This is a genomic window from Streptomyces sp. NPDC051976, assembly GCF_040680795.1.
Classification (GTDB): domain Bacteria; phylum Actinomycetota; class Actinomycetes; order Streptomycetales; family Streptomycetaceae; genus Actinacidiphila.
In genome coordinates this window covers 306,696-324,050 of the sequence record NZ_JBFAXL010000001.1, presented here as the reverse complement: position 1 = coordinate 324,050, position 17,355 = coordinate 306,696, and the positions used below count along the sequence as shown (strand labels likewise).

Below are 17,355 nucleotides of genomic sequence, written 5' to 3'. Positions count from 1 at the left end.
CTGAGCGCGCAGTTCCCCGCGCCCCTGACGGGGCACGTCCTCCGCGCGAGCAGCGCAGTTCCCCGCGCCCCTATCGGGGCACTCCGGGGCGGACCGGGGATACTAGGGGCCGCAGGCCACAGAGAGAGGCACGGACGTGACAGAGATCGAGATCGGGCGGGGCAAGCGAGGCCGCAGGGCGTATGCCTTCGATGACATCGCCGTGGTGCCGAGCCGACGGACCCGGGACCCGAAAGAGGTCTCGATCGCGTGGCAGATCGACGCGTACCGCTTCGAGCTGCCGTTCCTGGCCGCCCCGATGGACTCGGTGGTGTCGCCGGAGACGGCGATCAGGATCGGCAACCTGGGCGGCCTCGGGGTGCTGAACCTCGAAGGGCTGTGGACCCGGTACGACGACCCCGAGCCGCTGCTCGCGGAGATCGCCGAGCTGGACGACAGCCAGGCCACCGCCCGGCTGCAGGAGATCTACGCGGCGCCGATCCGCGAGGAACTGATCGGGCAGCGCATCAAGGAGGTGCGGGACGCGGGCGTCGTGACGGCCGCGGCCCTGTCGCCGCAGCGCACCGCGCAGTTCTCGAAGGCCGTGGTGGACGCGGGCGTCGACCTCTTCGTGATCCGCGGCACCACTGTCTCCGCCGAGCACGTCTCCGGCTCGCACGAGCCGCTCAACCTCAAGCAGTTCATCTACGAGCTCGACGTACCGGTGATCGTCGGCGGCTGCGCCACGTACACCGCGGCGCTGCACCTGATGCGCACCGGCGCCGCGGGTGTGCTGGTCGGCTTCGGCGGCGGCGCCGCGCACACCACGCGCAACGTGCTGGGCATCCAGGTGCCGATGGCCACCGCGGTGGCCGATGTCGCCGCCGCCCGCCGCGACTACATGGACGAGTCCGGCGGCCGCTATGTGCACGTCATCGCCGACGGCGGCTTCGGCGCCAGCGGCGACCTGCCCAAGGCCGTGGCCTGCGGCGCGGACGCCGTGATGATGGGATCGCCGCTGGCCCGCGCCACGGACGCGCCCGGCCGCGGTTTCCACTGGGGCATGGAGGCGGTCAACACCGAACTGCCGCGCGGCAAGCGGATGAACCTGGGCACCGCCGGGACCACCGAGGAGATCCTGCTCGGCCCCTCGCACGCGCCCGACGGCTCGATGAACTTCTTCGGCGCCCTGCGCCGCTCGATGGCCACCACCGGCTACTCGGACCTGAAGGAGTTCCAGCGCGTCGAGGTGACGGTCTCCCCGACCCACCACCGCTGACGGCCTGACAGGAGCAGGGCCCGTACCGCGATCGCGGTACGGGCCCTGCGCTGTGTTGCTGTGCCTGCGGCTACGTGGTCAGCGACCCGCGCGGCGGGCCACCGCGAAGCCCTCGGCTCCGGCGATGGCGAGGAAGAAGAAGGACTTCACGTCGAAGTCGTGCTTCCACTGCTTGAACATGTCCCCGAAGTGGTCGGTGAAGACCTTGAACCAGGAGATGTCCGCGCCGCCCAGCGAGGCGTAGTGGCTGGCGATCATCGACAGACCGAGGATCTCGCCGAAGAACACGGCCAGCAGCGACAGCACGATGCCCGCGACGGGCAGCAGCGGGTTGCGGCCGCCGACCTTGCCGAGCGCGAAGCCGACGAGCAGGCCGACACCGATCGCGACATAGCCGACCTCGGTGTAGTGGCCGTCGTCCTTGGCCATCGCGCGCATGATGCCGGCGTAGGCGAACGCGGCGATGATCGCCGCGACGAAGCCGACGGCCAGGCCGAGGCCGACGTTGTCGCGGGCGGGCGCGACCGGCGCGGGCGGCGGGTAGCCGCCGGCACCGAACTGCGGCTGCGGCGCGCCGTAGGGCTGCTGGCCGTACTGCGGCGGCTGCTGGCCGTACGGGTTCTGGCCCGACTGCTGCGGCGGTGGGTAGTTGGCGCTCATGAGGATCCCCCGGGGACGGAAAAATTTCGGATTCGCGCGGGAAAAACGCGGCGCGCGAAGAGTAGACGCCGAAATCTAGCAGGGAGGGATGACTATCGGACAAGACGATTCATCTGGTCGTTACAGGACCCCTACACACGTCATGCGGCGAAGACAGTGCGCAGGGCCCCGCGACGGCTGTTCGCGGCCCCTAGAGGCGTGCCGCGGCGCCCGCCGGAGTGGCGCCGCGGGTGTCCAGAAGCAGTTGGGCCTTGACGGCCAACCCCTGGAGGTCGTAGGTGCGGTGATGCTGCAGCAGCACCGTCAGATCGGCCTCGGCCGCGGCCTCCCACAGCGAGTCGGCGCGCGGCACCGGGCGGTCGAGCACCCGCCACTGCGGCACATAGGGGTCGTGGTAGCAGAGTTGGGCGCCCAGCTCCATCAGCCGGGTGCCGATCTCGCGGGCGGGCGCGCCCTCCTGGTCGGCGAGATCGGCCTTGTAGGTGACGCCGAGCAGCAGCACACGGGCGCCGCGCAGCGACTTGCCGTGCTCGTTGAGCAGCGCGGCGGCGCGCTGCACCACATAGCGCGGCATCCGGGAGTTGACCTCCTGGGCGAGTTCGACCATCCGCAGCGGGTGGCCGAGCATCCTGGTCTGGCCCTGCCCCTGGGCGGGCATGGCGCCGAACAGCGGTACGGCGTTGGGGTCGAGCGCGGCCGCCGGTCCGCCGACGCCGGGGCCCGGCCGGAACGCCTGGAAGCCGAACGGCTTGGTCTCGGCGCAGCGGATCACGTCCCACAGGTCCACGCCGACCTCATGGCAGAAGACCGCCATCTCGTTGGCGAAGGCGATGTTCACATGCCGGTAGTTGGTCTCCAGCAGGTTGACCGCCTCGGCCTCGCGCGGCCCGCGGGCGCGCACGATCTTTTCGGTGAAGCGGCCGAAGAACGCGGCGGCGGCCTCGGTGCAGGCCGGGGTGCAACCCCCGATCACCTTGGGGGTGTTGGTCAGGTGGAAGTCGCGGTTGCCGGGGTCGAGGCGGCTGGGGGAGTAGGCGAGGTGGAAGTCCCGGCCCGCGGTCAGGCCGTGCGCTTCGAGCAGCGGGCGCAGCAGCCCCTCGGTGGTGCCGGGGTAGACCGCCGACTCCAGTACGACGGTGGTGTGCGGGCGCAGGTGCGCGGCGAGCGCGCGGGCGGCGGCGGAGACGGCCGTCAGATCCAGCGCGCGGTCCTCGCCCAGCGGGGTGGGGGCGCAGATCACGGCGGTCCTGACCCGGCCGAGCACGGTGGGGTCGGCGGTGGCACGGAAGCCGCACGCCAGCAGCCGGCGCAGGTCGGCGGTGGCGAGGGTGCCGGGCGGTACCCGGCCCGCGTTGATGTCGGCGGCGGCGGCCGGATCGGGGTCGTAGCCGATGACCCCGATGCCCGCGGCGGCGGCCGCCTGGGCGAGGGGAAGTCCGGTGCGGCCGAGTCCGAGCACCGCGAGGTCTGCGGGCATGGGGTCAGTCCTCTCCCTTGCGTCCGGTGCGTCTGCGTCCGGTGCGTCCCTTGCGATCACCACGGATGCCTCATGGATGGCGTTAAAACAGGCTAACCAGACAAATGACTGATATGACCACGCGGCGCGCCGGTCAAGGGTGGCCGCCCTCAGGCTGGGCAGTCACTATCGAGGAGGGGGCACCCACCGCGGTGGCAGGCGAGCGCGGTGCCGCACCGGCGAGCGCGGCGCCACAACGGGAGGTACGGATGCGTACGTCAACACTTGGACCCGCCGAGCGGGCCGGGGCACTGGCCCGGATGGCGGAGCACGAGCTGGACATCCTGGTGGTGGGGGGCGGGGTGGTCGGCGCGGGCACCGCGCTGGACGCGGCCACCCGGGGACTGTCGACCGGCCTGGTCGAGGCACGTGACTGGGCGTCGGGCACCTCCAGCCGGTCCAGCAAGCTCATCCACGGCGGGCTGCGCTATCTGGAGATGCTGGACTTCGCGCTGGTCCGCGAGGCGCTCAAGGAACGCGGCCTGCTGCTGGAGCGGCTCGCCCCGCACCTGGTGCGGCCGGTGCCCTTCCTCTACCCGTTGCAGCACAAGGGCTGGGAGCGGCTCTACGCCGGCTCCGGCGTGGCGCTGTACGACACCATGTCGGTCTCGTCCGCCCACGGCCGCGGCCTGCCCGTGCACCGCCATCTGACCCGTAAGCACGCCCTGCGGGTCGCCCCGGCGCTGCGCAGGGACGCCCTGGTGGGCGCGTTGCAGTACTACGACGCCCAGGTGGACGACGCGCGCTTCGTCACCACCCTGGTGCGCACCGCCGCGTCGTACGGGGCGCAGGTCGCCAACCGGGCGCGGGTGGTGGGCTTCCTCCGCGAGGGTGAACGCGTTGTCGGTGCCCGGGTGCAGGATGGCGAGGCAGGGGGCGAGTACGAGATCAAAGCCCGTCAGGTGGTCAACGCCACCGGGGTGTGGACCGACGACACGCAGGCACTCATCGGCGAGCGGGGGCAGTTCCATGTACGGGCGTCCAAGGGCATCCACCTGGTGGTGCCGAAGGACCGGATCCATTCCAGCAGCGGGCTCATCCTGCGCACCGAGAAGAGCGTGCTCTTCGTCATCCCGTGGGGCAGGCACTGGATCATCGGCACCACCGACACCGACTGGGACCTGGACAAGGCGCACCCGGCGGCCTCCAGCGCCGATATCGACTATCTGCTGGAGCATGTGAACTCGGTGCTGGCCACCCCGCTGACCAGGGACGACGTCCAGGGTGTGTACGCCGGGCTGCGGCCGCTGCTGGCGGGCGAGTCGGACGCCACCAGCAAGCTGTCGCGCGAGCACACCGTGGCGCACCCGGTGCCGGGCCTGGTGGTGGTCGCGGGCGGCAAGTACACCACCTACCGGGTGATGGCCAAGGACGCCGTCGACGAGGCCGTGCACGCCCTGGACCACCGGGTGGCCCAGTGCTGCACCGAGGACGTGCCGCTGGTCGGCGCGGAGGGCTACCACGCGCTGTGGAACGCCAGGGCGCGCACCGCCGCCCGCACCGGGCTGCACGTGGCACGCGTCGAGCATCTGCTGAACCGGTACGGCGGGATGGCCGAGGAGGTCCTCGACCTGATCGCCGCGGACCCGTCGCTGGGGGCGCCGCTGGCCGCCGCCGAGGACTACCTGCGGGCCGAGATCGTCTACGCGGCGGCGTTCGAAAGCGCCCGGCACCTCGACGACACGCTGTGCCGCAGGACCCGGATCTCCATCGAGACCTTCGACCGCGGCACCCTCAGCGCGCGGGAGACAGCGGAGTTGATGGCACCGGTGCTGGGCTGGGACAAGGACCAGATCGAGAAGGAGATCGCGCACTACGAGAAGCGGGTGGAGGCCGAGCGGGAGTCGCAGCGTCAGCCCGATGATCTGACCGCGGATGCGGCGCGGCTGGGCGCGCCGGATATCGTGCCCCTTTAGGCGCGACGCGCATCGGGGGATGGGACGCGCATCGGGGGAGCGGGCGGAAGGGCGCGAAATGACCGGACAGACCGACGAGGGGCGGTTGGTCGCGGGCAGGTACCGGCTGATGGAGCGGATCGGCCGGGGCGGCATGGGCACGGTCTGGCGTGCCGAGGACGAGCTGCTGGGCCGTCAGGTCGCCGTCAAGAAGCTGCATCCACCGCAACCGCACATGCTCGACGACGAGCTGGCCACCATGTTCGAGCGCACCCGCCGCGAGGCGCGCGCCGCGGCGCGCATCAGCCACCCCAACGTGGTCGTCGTGCACGACGTGGTCGACGACGCCGGACTGCCGTCCATCGTCATGGAGTACGTCCCGTCGGTGACCCTCGGCGAGCGGCTCAAGGAGAGCGGCCCGCTGCCGGTGGCGGAGGTCGCCAGGATCGGCCGCGGCATGGTCGCCGCGCTGCGCGCCGCGCACCGCGCCGGAGTGCTGCACCGCGACGTGAAGCCCGGCAACGTGCTGCTCGGCCGGGAGGGCGGCGGCGCGGACGACGAGGACGGGCGCTACGGCGACGGCCGGGTGGTGCTCACCGACTTCGGTATCGCCCAGGCGTCCGGCACCTCGACGCTGACCCGTACCGGTGAACTCATCGGCTCCATCGACTTCCTGTCGCCGGAACGGATCCGGGGCGCCGTGCCCGGACCCGAGGCGGACATGTGGGCGCTGGGGGCCACGCTCTACCAGGCGGTGCAGGGCGAGTCGCCGTTCCGCCGTCCGACCGCCATCGAGACGGCGTACGCCATCGCCGAGGAGCCGGTGATCCCGGCCGCCAACGCGGGCGCCCTCACCCGGGTCATCGCCGGACTGCTGGCCAAGGAACCGGCCGAGCGGCTCTCCGCCGAGGAGGTGGAGCGCATGCTGCGGATACCCGCGGCCGACCAGGACACCGCCCTGGTCGGCCAGGTGGGGTTCCAGCAGCCGCCCGCGGCGGAGCCCGACGCCGAACCGCCGACGACCCGCGTCCCGCGCGGGGCGGCCGCCGCGCAGCCCGCGGACGGCTCCACGCCGCCGACCTCGTACCCGGCGACCGCCGTCGTGCAGGGTCCGCCGCCCGGACCGGGGCCGTACGAGCAGCACGGTCACTCCGGGCAGCAGCCCCCGCAAGTCCCGTACAGCCAGGGGTCGTCGGGCCCCGGCCGCAAGCAACGCCGCCTGGCGCCGCTGCTGGCCTCCGTGCTGGCCGTCGCCGTGCTCGGCGGGGGCGCCTACTTCGGGGTGACGCATCTGCGCAACTCCGGCGCGAGCGACCACCGCACCGGGCCGAACACCCCGGTCAGCACCCAGCCGACAACGCTGTCCCCCACGCCGACCCCGACCGCCGCCACCCCCGCCCCGCCGCCGCTCCCCGCCGGCTACCACCAGTTCGACAAGCCCGACCGCGGCTACACCGTGCCCGTCCCCGACGGCTGGAAGAAGGACGTCAAGGACGGCGGCGACCAGGTCAACTTCGTCGACCCGAGCGGCAAGGTCGGCCTCAAGATCAGCGCGCTCGACTATGCCAGTGTCGACCCGTACGAGCACTGGGTCAGCATCGAGCCCGCGACCAGGTCGCAGGTCGACGACTACCACCGGGAGCGGATGGACCACACCACGAACGCGGTGGGCGAGCCCGCCGCGCTCTGGCAGTTCACCTTCCGGGGCACCGCCCGCGACTTCCGGGCCATCGACCTGGGGTTCGGCAAGAAGGGTGGACGTGAGTACGCGATCTACCTGTCGGCACCGAAGGCCCAATGGGACGACTACAAGGCCGTGTTCGACAATGCTGTGGCCGGTTTCCGGCAAACCACCCCATAGGCCGGGTTCGCTTCGGCGTCCCCGGTTCGGAGATGATGGACCCTTACCCGTCCAGCACTGCAGAGGAATCCCATGAGCGAGGTCGAAGGTACCGACGGACGCGTGCTCGCCGACCGGTACCGCCTCGGCGAGGTCCTCGGCAAGGGCGGCATGGGCACCGTGTGGCGCGCGGTCGACGAGACGCTGGGCCGCACGGTCGCCGTGAAGGAGCTGCGCTTCCCGGGCAACGTCGACGAGGACGAGAAGCAGCGCCTGATCACCAGAACCCTGCGCGAGGCCAAGGCCACCGCGCGGATCCGCAACACCGGCGCCATCACCGTCTTCGACGTCGTCCGTGAGGACGACCGGCCGTGGATCGTCATGGAGCTGGTCGAGGGCCGCTCGCTGTCCGACGCGATCCGCGAGGACGGCCCGCTGACGCCCAAGCGCGCCGCCGAGGTCGGCCTGGTCATCCTCGACGTGCTGAAGGCCGCCCACAGCGAGGGCATCCTGCACCGCGACGTGAAGCCGTCCAACGTCCTGATCGCCGACGACGGCCGTGTGGTGCTCAGCGACTTCGGCATCGCGCAGATCGACGGCGACCCGTCGGTGACCTCCACCGGCATGCTGGTCGGCGCGCCCTCGTACATCTCGCCGGAGCGCGCCCGCGGCCAGAAGCCGGGCCCGCCCGCCGACCTGTGGTCGCTGGGCGCGCTGCTGTACGCCTCGGTCGAGGGCCACCCGCCGTACGACAAGGGCTCGGCGATCGCCACGCTGACCGCGGTGATGACCGAGCCGGTCGGGCCGATGGCCAACGCCGGGCCGCTGGCCGAGGTCATCACGGGGCTGCTGGTCAAGGACCCCGGGCAGCGGCTCGACCAACCGGGCGCGACCGCGCTGCTGACCGCCGTCGCGCACGCCCCCGACCGCCCGGTGGCGCCGCCGCCCGGCGACGCCCGCACCGTCGTGCTGCCCGTCGACCCGCAGCCCACGCCCACCGACGCCCCGGCCGCCGCGGTGGCGGCCGCCGCCGACCAGGCCCGGGTGCGGGACGCGCTGCGCGCGGTGCGGAAGGCGGCGTCCGCGGTCAAGCCCGCGTCGGTCGCCAAGCCCGGTCCCAAGCAGCGCCCGGCCAAGCCGGCGCCGGAGCCGGGCACCCCGGAGGCCGGGCCGGAGCCCGCCCGCGCCTCGATCACCGACGTGGTGCCGCGCCGCACCCTGGTGATAGTGGTCGCCGCGCTGGTGATCGCCCTGCTGGGCACGGTGATAGGGGTCGCGCTCGCCAACTCCGGTGGGGGCGGCGGCAAGGGTGACGGCAAGACGGGCGGTGACGGCAAGAAGACCTCGGCGCCGCCGACCCCGGGCAAGAAGCCCTCGGGCGGCGCCAAGACGGCTTCGCCGTCGGCCGGTTCGGGTGACGACTCGCAGGACGGCTCCACGTCGGACGACGCGTCACCCGGCAGCGGGACGGCCACCCCCTCCGGCGGGAGCCAGGGCGGCGACCCGTACGCGGCCCCTGCGGGCTTCTACACGTACAAGGACAGCGAGGGCTTCTCGATCGCGCTGCCGAACGGCTGGACGCGGATCGGCGACGACGGCTACGGCGCCGGTTCGAAGTTCCGCGGCTCCGACGGCACCACGCTGCTCGTGGACTGGGTCCACACGCCCGGCAAGAGCGCGCTGGGCACCTGGCAGCACGACTCCGCGACCAACGGCCCCAGTATGCCCGGCTACCACCAGATCCGGGTGGAGAAGGCGGACTACCGCGGATACGACGCGGCGGACTGGGAGTACACCCGCACGGATTCGGGTAGGCCCGTACACATCCTGAACCGTGGCATGGTGACGGACGCTCACCACGGCTACGCGATCATGTTCACCACACCGGCAGACGCCTGGAGCAGCGCCACCAACACCAAGGCGCTGGCGACCTTCTTCACAACCTTCAAACCGGCCAAATGAGCGACTGGTAGCACGTATTGTGAGTAACCGTGGACTGTCCGCATCCGGAGGGAGTTCGGATCGGACCGGTTCACACAGCAGATCGACCGGGCCGGAGAGGGGGGCGCCGTGGACGAATACGCCGGACGCGTGCTCGCCGACCGCTACCGGCTGCCCCGGCCGCCCGCCGACGAGTTCGAGCTGGTCGAGACACGCGCCTTCGACACCTACAGCGGCCAGGAAGTCCTGGTCCACCAGGTGCTGTTGCCCGAGGTGGTGACGGCCGAGACCGCGGACACCGGGGAGACCCCGGAGTTCGGCGGCGGCTTCCGCGACCAGGGCCCCGGGCCCGGCGGCCGGGACACCATGAGCGACAGCGCGCGGCGCGCCCTGGAGGCGGCCCGCGCGGCGGCCGCGATACCCGACCACCCGCGCCTGGTACAGGTCTTCGACATCTTCGTCGAGGACGGCAGCCTGTGGATCGCGAGCGAACTGGTGTCCGCACGCCCGCTCGCCGCCTTACTGGCCGACCGCCCGCTGGACGCCTACCGCGCCGCCGAGGTCGCCTCCGACGTCCTCACCGCGCTGCGCGCCCTGCACGCCTACGGCTGGACCCACCGCAATGTGACGGCCAGTACGGTGCTGGTCTGCGACGACGGCAGGTCGATGCTCGCCGGGCTGGCCGCGGGCGCCGCGCAGGAGGCGCTGTGCGGCTACGACCCGGTGCCCGAGCAGGTGCTGGCCGGAGGACCCGAAACCCCGTGGCACGGACCGGAGTCCGCGCTCGAACAGGAGCGGGCACGGCAGAACCGCATCACCGTCGTCGGCGCCGTCACCGAGCGGTGGGCGCCGGAGCAGGCGCACGAAGTGCACGAGAACTGGCGGCTGTCACCGCCGGTCGGCCCGTCCGCCGACCTGTGGGCGCTGGGCTCGCTGCTGTTCCGCAGCGTCCAGGGGCATCCGCCGTTCCCCGAGGAGAGCGCGGCGGAACTGGTGCAGCTGGTCTGCGCCGAGCCGCCCGCGTACGCCGAGGAGTGCGGCGCGCTGCGGCCGATCGTCGAGTCGCTGCTGCGCCCCGACCCCGAGGAGCGGCCCGAGGCCGAGGAGTTGGGCGGCTGGCTGCGCTCCCTGATCCGGTCCGCGCCCGAGCCCGACCTCGGCATCGAGATGGTGCAGGTGCCGACCGACCCGGCCAGGCTGCCGATCGTGCGGCGCAAGGGCGAGCTGGTCCGCCGCCGCCGTAAAGCCGCTGCCGCCGCCGCCCCGGGGGCCACCCACCGCCGCCACGCCCGCGGCAAGCAGGCCCGGGTGACGAAGGCCAAGCGGGAGCGCGTGCAGCGCGGCGAGATGCGGCAGGAGCAGATCCACCGCGAGCAGGTGGTCTCCCGCAAGCCCGCGGGCGGCGGCGGGGCCGCGCCGCGCCGTCTGGGGGTGCGGCTGCTGGTCGCCGTCCTGGTCGTGCTCGCGGCCGTGGTGCTCTACGCGCTGCTGGTCATGCCCGGCCGCAACACCTCCGACAACGGGGCCAACGGCGACCGTTCGGTCCCGGCCGAGATGCCCGGCGGGCACGGCGGCGGGTCCAAGCCGTCGCCGACGAAGCCGAAACCGTCGGCGAAGCCCACCACGCAGGCGCCCACGACGCCCGCGAGCAAGCCGCCGGCCCACCCGTCCGCGCCGCCCGACCTGGGCACCGACTTCGCGATGCAGCAGGACCCGGCGGGCTTCACCGTCGCCGTCCACACCGGCTGGTCGCGCACCGGCAAGAACGGCCAGGACGAGGTCCGTTACGCGGGCAGCGACCTCCAGCTCACCGTGGTGCCCGGCCGCGACACCGTCTCGGCGCACGGCAACGACCCGCTGGCGTACCAGCTCGACGAGCCGGAGCTGGCCACCTTCCGCGCCTCCTCCTGGTCGGCCGCCTCGAACCTGCACACCCTCGACGTGCGCGGCAACAGCGCGGCGGAGGGCGAGTACAGCTACCGCGACGGAGCCGACAACCAGGTCTTCACCCTCAACCTCGCCGTGATCATCGACGGCCGCTACCACCTCGTCCTGGTCACCGGCCCCGACAGCCGCCGCGCCGACGTCCAGCGGGCCTTCGACAAGGCCGTGGAGACGTACACCACGTCCTAGGGCCTGCCCGGCGGAGCCCGTCCCCGGAGACGTACCCGACGCCCTCCGGCAGTGCGGCATGATGGCCGTATGGCAAGTGACGGGGGCCGGACAACTTCCGCATCGCCTTCACGGGATGTGATCGCGGGCCGCTACCGGATCACCGGGCGGCTGGGGCGCGGTGGGATGGGCACGGTGTGGCGTGCCGAGGACGAGCTGCTGCGCCGTGCCGTCGCCGTCAAGGAGCTGCACCTGCCGGACGTCGGGCTGACCGAGCGGGAGTCGAGTTCGCAGACCGAGCGGGCGCTGCGCGAGGCGCGCAGTGTGGCGCGCATCCGCCACCCGCACGTGGTCGTGGTCTACGACGTCCAGGAGCACGACGGCCGCCCGTGGATCGTGATGGAGCTGGTCGACGGCCGGTCGCTGGCGGACGTCCTGGCCGAGGACGGGCCGCTGGAGCCGCGGGAGGCGGCCAGGATCGGCGCGGCCGTGGCGGGCGCGCTCAGCGCGGCCCACGACCGCGAGGTCCAGCACCGGGACATCAAGCCCGCGAACGTGCTGATCGAGTCCGCGACCGGCCGGGTGGTGCTCACCGACTTCGGAATCGCCCGGGTCGCGGGCAGCGCGACCCTCAGCGAGACCGGCTCCTTCGTCGGCTCGCCCGAGTACACCGCCCCCGAGCGGATGTCGGGCAGCGCCGCGGGCCCGGCGTCCGACCTGTGGTCGCTGGGCGCGCTGCTGTGCGCGGCGGTGGACGGCGAGTCGCCGTTCCACCGCGAGTCGATCGGCGAGATCGTGCACGCGGTGGCGATCGACGACATCAGGCCGCCGGAGGCGGCGGCCCCGCTGCTGCCCGTGGTGCACGGCCTGCTGGAGCGCGACCCGGAGCGGCGGATGGCCGCGGCCGAGGTGGAGACGCTGCTCATGGCGTACGCGGAGACCGGCGATCCGCCGCCGCCGCGCGAGGTGGACACCGTCCCCACCGACATGCCGCTGCCACCGGAGGAGCCGAACCGGCGCGGCGGCGCCCGCAGGACGCTGGCCGCGGTCGCCGCCGTGACGCTGCTCGCGGTGGGCGCGGGCGCGCTGGCCGCGGTCCTGGTCGTCCGGCACGACGAGGGCGACAAGACGGCGGCGGGCACCCCGCCGACCACCGCGGTGACCACCCCGGCGAGGACGACCCCGCCGACCACGCCGGCGACGACCTCCGCCGTGCCGGACGGCTTCACCCGGTACAGGGACGCGAACGGCTTCTCGGTGGAGCTGCCCACCGGTTACACCCGCGAGTACGCGGCGCCGCGTACGTACTACTGGGCGCCGGACCGGACCATACGGTTCGGGGTGCGCCACCAGAGCCCCGATCCGCGTGGCCCCTACGCGGTGATGCGCGACCAGGACCTGGCGGGCGCGAAGCCGAAGTCGGCGTATCCGGGCTACCGGGACGGAGTGATCACGCAGACCACGCAGCACGGGCAGCCCGCCGCGCTGTGGGAGTTCACCTACGACGGGTTCGCGGACGGCAGCGGGCCGCGCCGCACCTTCGACCTGTGCTGGACGGAGCACGGCCGGATGTACGACATGTGGCTGTCGGCGCCCGTCGGCCAGGTCGAGGAGGCCCGGCGCGATTTCGACATCGCGCGTGCTTCGTTCCAGGGCCGCTGACCGGGGCCGACCGCCGCGGGAAGCCGTGTGCTGGGCGGATTCCGGGCCCCGCGGGCGCATTGCGCCACCGGATGCTGGCTTAGTTGTGAGGATCACCAGAAAAATGGCTACTGCCGGGTATCCAGGCGGTACCCCGCGGTCGTAACCTCACCCGCATGACGGATTCGCCGGAGCGCAGCGCGCCCCTCACGGACGGCAACCCCACCGACGTCACCACCGACGGCAACCCGGTCGCGCCCAGCACGGGCAGAGGTCCCGAGGATGTCGTCACCCCCGACCTGGTCGCCCGCCTCACCCGCGGGATCATCGGCAGCGGACGTACGGCGAACCACACCCCGCTGACCGGCCAGAAGCTGGCCGACCTCCCCGAGGCCACGCCCGACGAGGTGGCCGAGGCGTTCACCCGGGCCCGCGCCGCGCAGGCCGCCTGGGCCGCCACCCCCGCCCGGCAGCGGGCCGCGGTCCTGCTGCGCTTCCACGACCTGGTGCTGTCCCGGCAGGCCGAGGTGCTCGACCTGATCCAGGTGGAGACCGGCAAGACCCGGCTGCACGCGCACGAAGAGGTGCAGGTGGTCGCGATGGCGGCCCGGCACTACGGGCTCAAGGGCCCCGCCTACCTGCGGCCCAAGCGGCACACCGGAGCCATCCCCACGCTGACCAAGGCCGTGGAGCTGCGCCAGCCGCGCGGTGTCGTCGGCCAGATCGCGCCCTGGAACTACCCGTTCGAGCTGTCCGTCGGCGACGCGCTGCCCGCCTTCGCCGCGGGCAACGCGGTGGTGATGAAGCCGGACACCGAGACCGCGCTGACCGCGATGTGGGCGCGCGAGCAGTTCATCGAGGCCGGGCTGCCGCCCGAGGTGTGGCAGATCGTCCTCGGCGAGGGCCCGGTCGTCGGCCCCGCCGTCGTCGAGCACGCCGACTACGTCTCCTTCACCGGCTCCACCCGCACCGGCCGTGACGTGGCGCAGCGCGCCGCCGCCCGGCTGATCGGCGCCTCCCTCGAACTCGGCGGCAAGAACGCCATGCTGGTGCTGCGCGACGCCGACCTCGACAAGGCGGCCGAGGGCGCGGTCCGTGCCTGCTTCGCCTCCGCGGGCCAGCTCTGCATCTCCATCGAGCGGCTCTTCGTGGACGAGTCGGTCGCCGACGCGTTCCTGGCGAAGTTCGCCGCCAGGACCAAGGCGATCAAGCTCGGCACCGGTCTGGCGTACGGCGCGGGCATGGGATCGCTGGTCGGCGAGCGGCAGTTGGAGACCGTCACCCGGCATGTCGACGAGGCCAGGGAGAAGGGCGCCACCGTGGTCGCGGGCGGCCGCCCCCGCCCGGACGTCGGCCCGTACGTCTACGAGCCGACCATCCTGGACGGCGTCGAGGCCCCGATGTCGGTGTGCACCGAGGAGACCTTCGGCCCGGTCGTCTCGATCTACCGCTTCCGCGACGAGGAGGAGGCGATCGAGCGTGCCAACGCCACCGACTACGGCCTCAACTCCAGCGTCTGGACCAAGGACACCCGCCGCGGCGCCCGGATCGCCGCCCGGCTGCGCTCCGGCACGGTCAACGTCAACGAGGCGTACGCCTCCGCCTACGGCAGCGTCCACTCGCCGATGGGCGGCATGAAGGACTCCGGCCTCGGCCGCCGCCACGGCTCCGAGGGCATCCTCAAGTACACCGAGGCGCAGACCGTCGCCACCCAGCGGCTGCTGCCGATGGCCCCGTCGCTCGGCATGAACGACGAGAAGTACGCCGCATTCCTCAGCCGTTCGCTGCGGCTGATGAAGACCCTGCGGATGCGCTGAGCACCCCCCACCCCACAGCGGAGGATCACGTGTCACAGGTAGAGGGCTACGACTACGACGTCGTCGTCATCGGCTCCGGCTTCGGCGGTTCCGTCTCGGCGCTCCGGCTCACCGAGAAGGGCTACCGGGTCGGGGTGCTCGAAGCGGGCCGCAGGTTCGCCCGCGACGAGCTGCCCAAGAACTCCTGGGACCTGAAGAACTACCTGTGGGCCCCGGCCCTCGGGCTCTACGGCATCCAGCGCATCCATGTCCTCGGCAATGTGCTGGTGCTGGCGGGCGCGGGCGTCGGCGGCGGCTCGCTCAACTACGCCAACACCCTGTACGTGCCGCCGAAGGCGTTCTTCGACGACCAGCAGTGGGGCGCGATCACCGACTGGCAGGAGGAGCTGGCGCCCTACTACGACCAGGCGCAGCGGATGCTCGGCGTCCGGCTCAACCCGACGCTCACCCCGTCCGACGTCCATCTCAAGGCGGCCGCCGAGGAGATGGGCGTCGGCGACACCTTCCACATGGCGCCGGTCGGGGTGTTCTTCGGCGACGGCGAGGACGCCACGGGTACGGCGACCGCCGAGCCCGGCGGCGAGGTGCCCGACCCGTACTTCGGCGGCACCGGGCCGAGCCGGCGGGCGTGCACCGAGTGCGGCGAGTGCATGACCGGCTGCCGCCACGGCGCGAAGAACACGCTCAACGAGAACTACCTGCACCTGGCCGAGCGGGCGGGCGCCGTCATCCACCCGATGACCACGGTCGTCGACCTCGCCGAGGACCCGGAGGGCGGCTACCGCGTCACCAGCGTGCCCACCGACAAGCGCAGGAAGGGCGAGCGGCAGGTGCTGCGGGCCCGCCAGGTGGTGGTCGCGGCGGGCACCTACGGCACCCAGACCCTGCTGCACGCGATGCGGGACACCGGGCGGCTGCCCGGGATCTCCGCCAAGCTCGGCGAGCTGACCCGGACCAACTCCGAGGCGCTGGTGGGCGCGCAGACCAGCGCAGGGCGCTACCGCAAGCGCTACCCCGACCGCCCGCTGGACTTCACCCGCGGGGTGGCCATCACCTCGTCGGTGCACCCCAACGACCACACCCACATCGAGCCGGTCCGCTACGGCAAGGGCTCCAACGCGATGGGCTCGCTGTCGATCCTCGCGGCGCCGTACAACGGAAAGCTGCCGCGCTGGCTGGAGTTCGTCGGCAACAACGTCCGGCACCCCGTGCTGACGTTCCGCTCGCTGTCCAACTACCGCTGGTCGGAGCGGACCATCATCGGCCTGGTGATGCAGACCAGCGACAACTCGCTGACCACGTACCGCAAGACGAAGGGCCTGGGGAAGGGGCTGCTCACCGCCCGGCAGGGCCACGGCGCCCCCAACCCGACGCACATCCCGGAGGGCGCGGAGGCGGCCCGGCTGATCGCCACGGAGATCAACGGCTTCGCGGGCAGCAACGTCGGCGAGGCCACCGAACGCCCGATGACCGCGCACTTCCTGGGCGGCTGCCCGATCGGGGTGGACGCAGGAGACGGCGTCATCGACCCGTACCACCGGCTCTACGGCCACCCCGGCATCCATGTCGTGGACGGCTCGGCGGTCTCGGCGAACCTGGGCGTCAACCCGTCGCTGACGATCACCGCGCAGGCCGAGCGGGCGATGTCGCTGTGGCCCAACAAGGGCGGCGCGGACCCGCGCCCGCCCCAGGGTGCGGCCTACCGCAGGATCGCCGCGGTGGAGCCCGTCGCCCCGGTGGTGCCGGAGGACGCGTTCGGAGCGCTGCGGCTCCCGCTGCTGCCGGTCCCCGCGGTACCGCCCAAGTCCGAGTAGTGTGGCCCTCGCAGAGCGGCCGGTCCCGGGCGTCCCCGGAGCCGACCGCCTCTTTGAGTCGTGACCGGGCTGCTGTCCCCTGCCGTCCGGTCACTTTCACCGACACGAGGTCCCACGGCGGGCCGCACACCAGCGGCCGCCTCATCGCATCGGTCACACCCCGCCTAGCTGCGTCTAGGCGGTGTCCTGTTCCACGCGTGGTGTTGGGTTACCGCCCCTGGATGGCACGGACACCACCTCCAACGAAGCCGCTGCGGGCCGGTCACGTGCCGTACGGGTGATCCCCCTCGAAAGGGCGAAACGTCACACCCGCCCCCTGCACAGCTCCAGCAGCGTCATCGCCAGGGTCGTACCGGGCTTGCCGAGCGCGTCGCCGTACGTGCGCAGGATCTCCATCTCGCGCGCCAGGTGGACCCGGCGGCCGCCGGACCCGATGCGGGCCGCCTGGATCTCGCCCGAGACGGCCATCCGTTCCTGGACCAGGGCGATGATCCGGGCGTCGAGCGTGTCGATCCGGCCGCGGTGCGCGGTGATGAGGGTGCCGGTGTCGGCGGGAAGGGTGTCGGACATGGCGTCTGCTCCTGCTCCGGTAGGGCGGCGGCTGTGCGGACCCGGCCCCGCGGACGCGACAGGCGCCCCGGGCCGAGTGGCCCGGGGCGCCTGTGGAAGTCGCTTGTCAGTAGCTCAAGCAGCATCACCATGGCAGCCGGACCGACCGGTGCCATAGGTAAACGCGAAGGTGTGCTTGTGCATGGCGCCCAGTATGGACCACCGCGGGGGCCTGTGTGCAAGGCCCGGGCGCCGGGCGGCCGCCGCGGCGAAGGTAGACTCGGGTCCAGACCCCTCGCAGCAACCGCCGGA

Annotated in this window: 11 protein-coding genes; 8 read left to right on the top strand and 3 right to left on the bottom strand. The window is 72.6% G+C overall.

What is annotated here, in order from left to right:
• Positions 1–136: 136 nt before the first annotated feature.
• Positions 137–1,258 (top strand): GuaB3 family IMP dehydrogenase-related protein, encoded by a 1,122-nt coding sequence (locus AB0M29_RS01470; protein ID WP_365377254.1) that lies wholly within the window; start codon positions 137–139, stop codon positions 1,256–1,258.
• A 78-nt stretch (positions 1,259–1,336) separates the two neighbouring features.
• Here AB0M29_RS01470 and AB0M29_RS01465 read toward each other — a convergent pair whose 3' ends face one another.
• Together AB0M29_RS01465 and AB0M29_RS01460 are read right to left on the bottom strand one after the other, a co-directional pair.
• The gene (locus tag AB0M29_RS01465; protein WP_365377252.1) at positions 1,337–1,918 is read right to left on the bottom strand and encodes a hypothetical protein; all 582 of its coding nucleotides are present in this window, start codon (positions 1,916–1,918) and stop codon (positions 1,337–1,339) included.
• Between the two features lie 190 nt (positions 1,919–2,108).
• Complete coding sequence (locus AB0M29_RS01460) at positions 2,109–3,395, bottom strand: nucleotide sugar dehydrogenase (RefSeq protein ID WP_365377249.1); 1,287 nt, start codon at positions 3,393–3,395, stop codon at positions 2,109–2,111.
• Positions 3,396–3,643: 248 nt separating this feature from the next.
• On the opposite strand from AB0M29_RS01460, the gene AB0M29_RS01455 reads away from it, so the two are divergent.
• The 7 genes from AB0M29_RS01455 (at position 3,644) to AB0M29_RS01425 (ending at position 16,494) form a co-directional block, all read left to right on the top strand.
• A complete protein-coding gene (locus AB0M29_RS01455) occupies positions 3,644–5,350 on the top strand; it encodes a glycerol-3-phosphate dehydrogenase/oxidase (RefSeq protein ID WP_365377247.1) in 1,707 nt (568 codons plus the stop codon).
• A 58-nt stretch (positions 5,351–5,408) separates the two neighbouring features.
• Complete coding sequence (locus AB0M29_RS01450; RefSeq protein ID WP_365377244.1) at positions 5,409–7,190, top strand: protein kinase; 1,782 nt, start codon at positions 5,409–5,411, stop codon at positions 7,188–7,190.
• Between the two features lie 72 nt (positions 7,191–7,262).
• Positions 7,263–9,131, top strand: a complete 1,869-nt coding sequence (locus AB0M29_RS01445) for a protein kinase (RefSeq protein ID WP_365377241.1) — start codon at positions 7,263–7,265, stop codon at positions 9,129–9,131.
• 108 nt (positions 9,132–9,239) lie between these two features.
• Positions 9,240–11,243 carry a protein tyrosine kinase gene (locus tag AB0M29_RS01440; protein WP_365377239.1) on the top strand — a complete coding sequence of 668 codons (2,004 nt, stop codon included), beginning with the start codon at positions 9,240–9,242 and terminating at the stop codon, positions 11,241–11,243.
• A 69-nt stretch (positions 11,244–11,312) separates the two neighbouring features.
• Positions 11,313–12,884 carry a serine/threonine-protein kinase gene (locus AB0M29_RS01435; RefSeq protein ID WP_365377236.1) on the top strand — a complete coding sequence of 524 codons (1,572 nt, stop codon included), beginning with the start codon at positions 11,313–11,315 and terminating at the stop codon, positions 12,882–12,884.
• A 155-nt stretch (positions 12,885–13,039) separates the two neighbouring features.
• Complete coding sequence (locus AB0M29_RS01430; protein WP_365377233.1) at positions 13,040–14,680, top strand: succinic semialdehyde dehydrogenase; 1,641 nt, start codon at positions 13,040–13,042, stop codon at positions 14,678–14,680.
• 29 nt (positions 14,681–14,709) lie between these two features.
• Complete coding sequence (locus AB0M29_RS01425) at positions 14,710–16,494, top strand: GMC family oxidoreductase (protein WP_365377230.1); 1,785 nt, start codon at positions 14,710–14,712, stop codon at positions 16,492–16,494.
• A 303-nt stretch (positions 16,495–16,797) separates the two neighbouring features.
• Here AB0M29_RS01425 and AB0M29_RS01420 read toward each other — a convergent pair whose 3' ends face one another.
• Entirely contained in the window at positions 16,798–17,064 is a 267-nt protein-coding gene (locus AB0M29_RS01420) for a chorismate mutase (RefSeq protein WP_365377228.1), read from the bottom strand.
• Between the last annotated feature and the right edge of the window lie 291 nt (positions 17,065–17,355).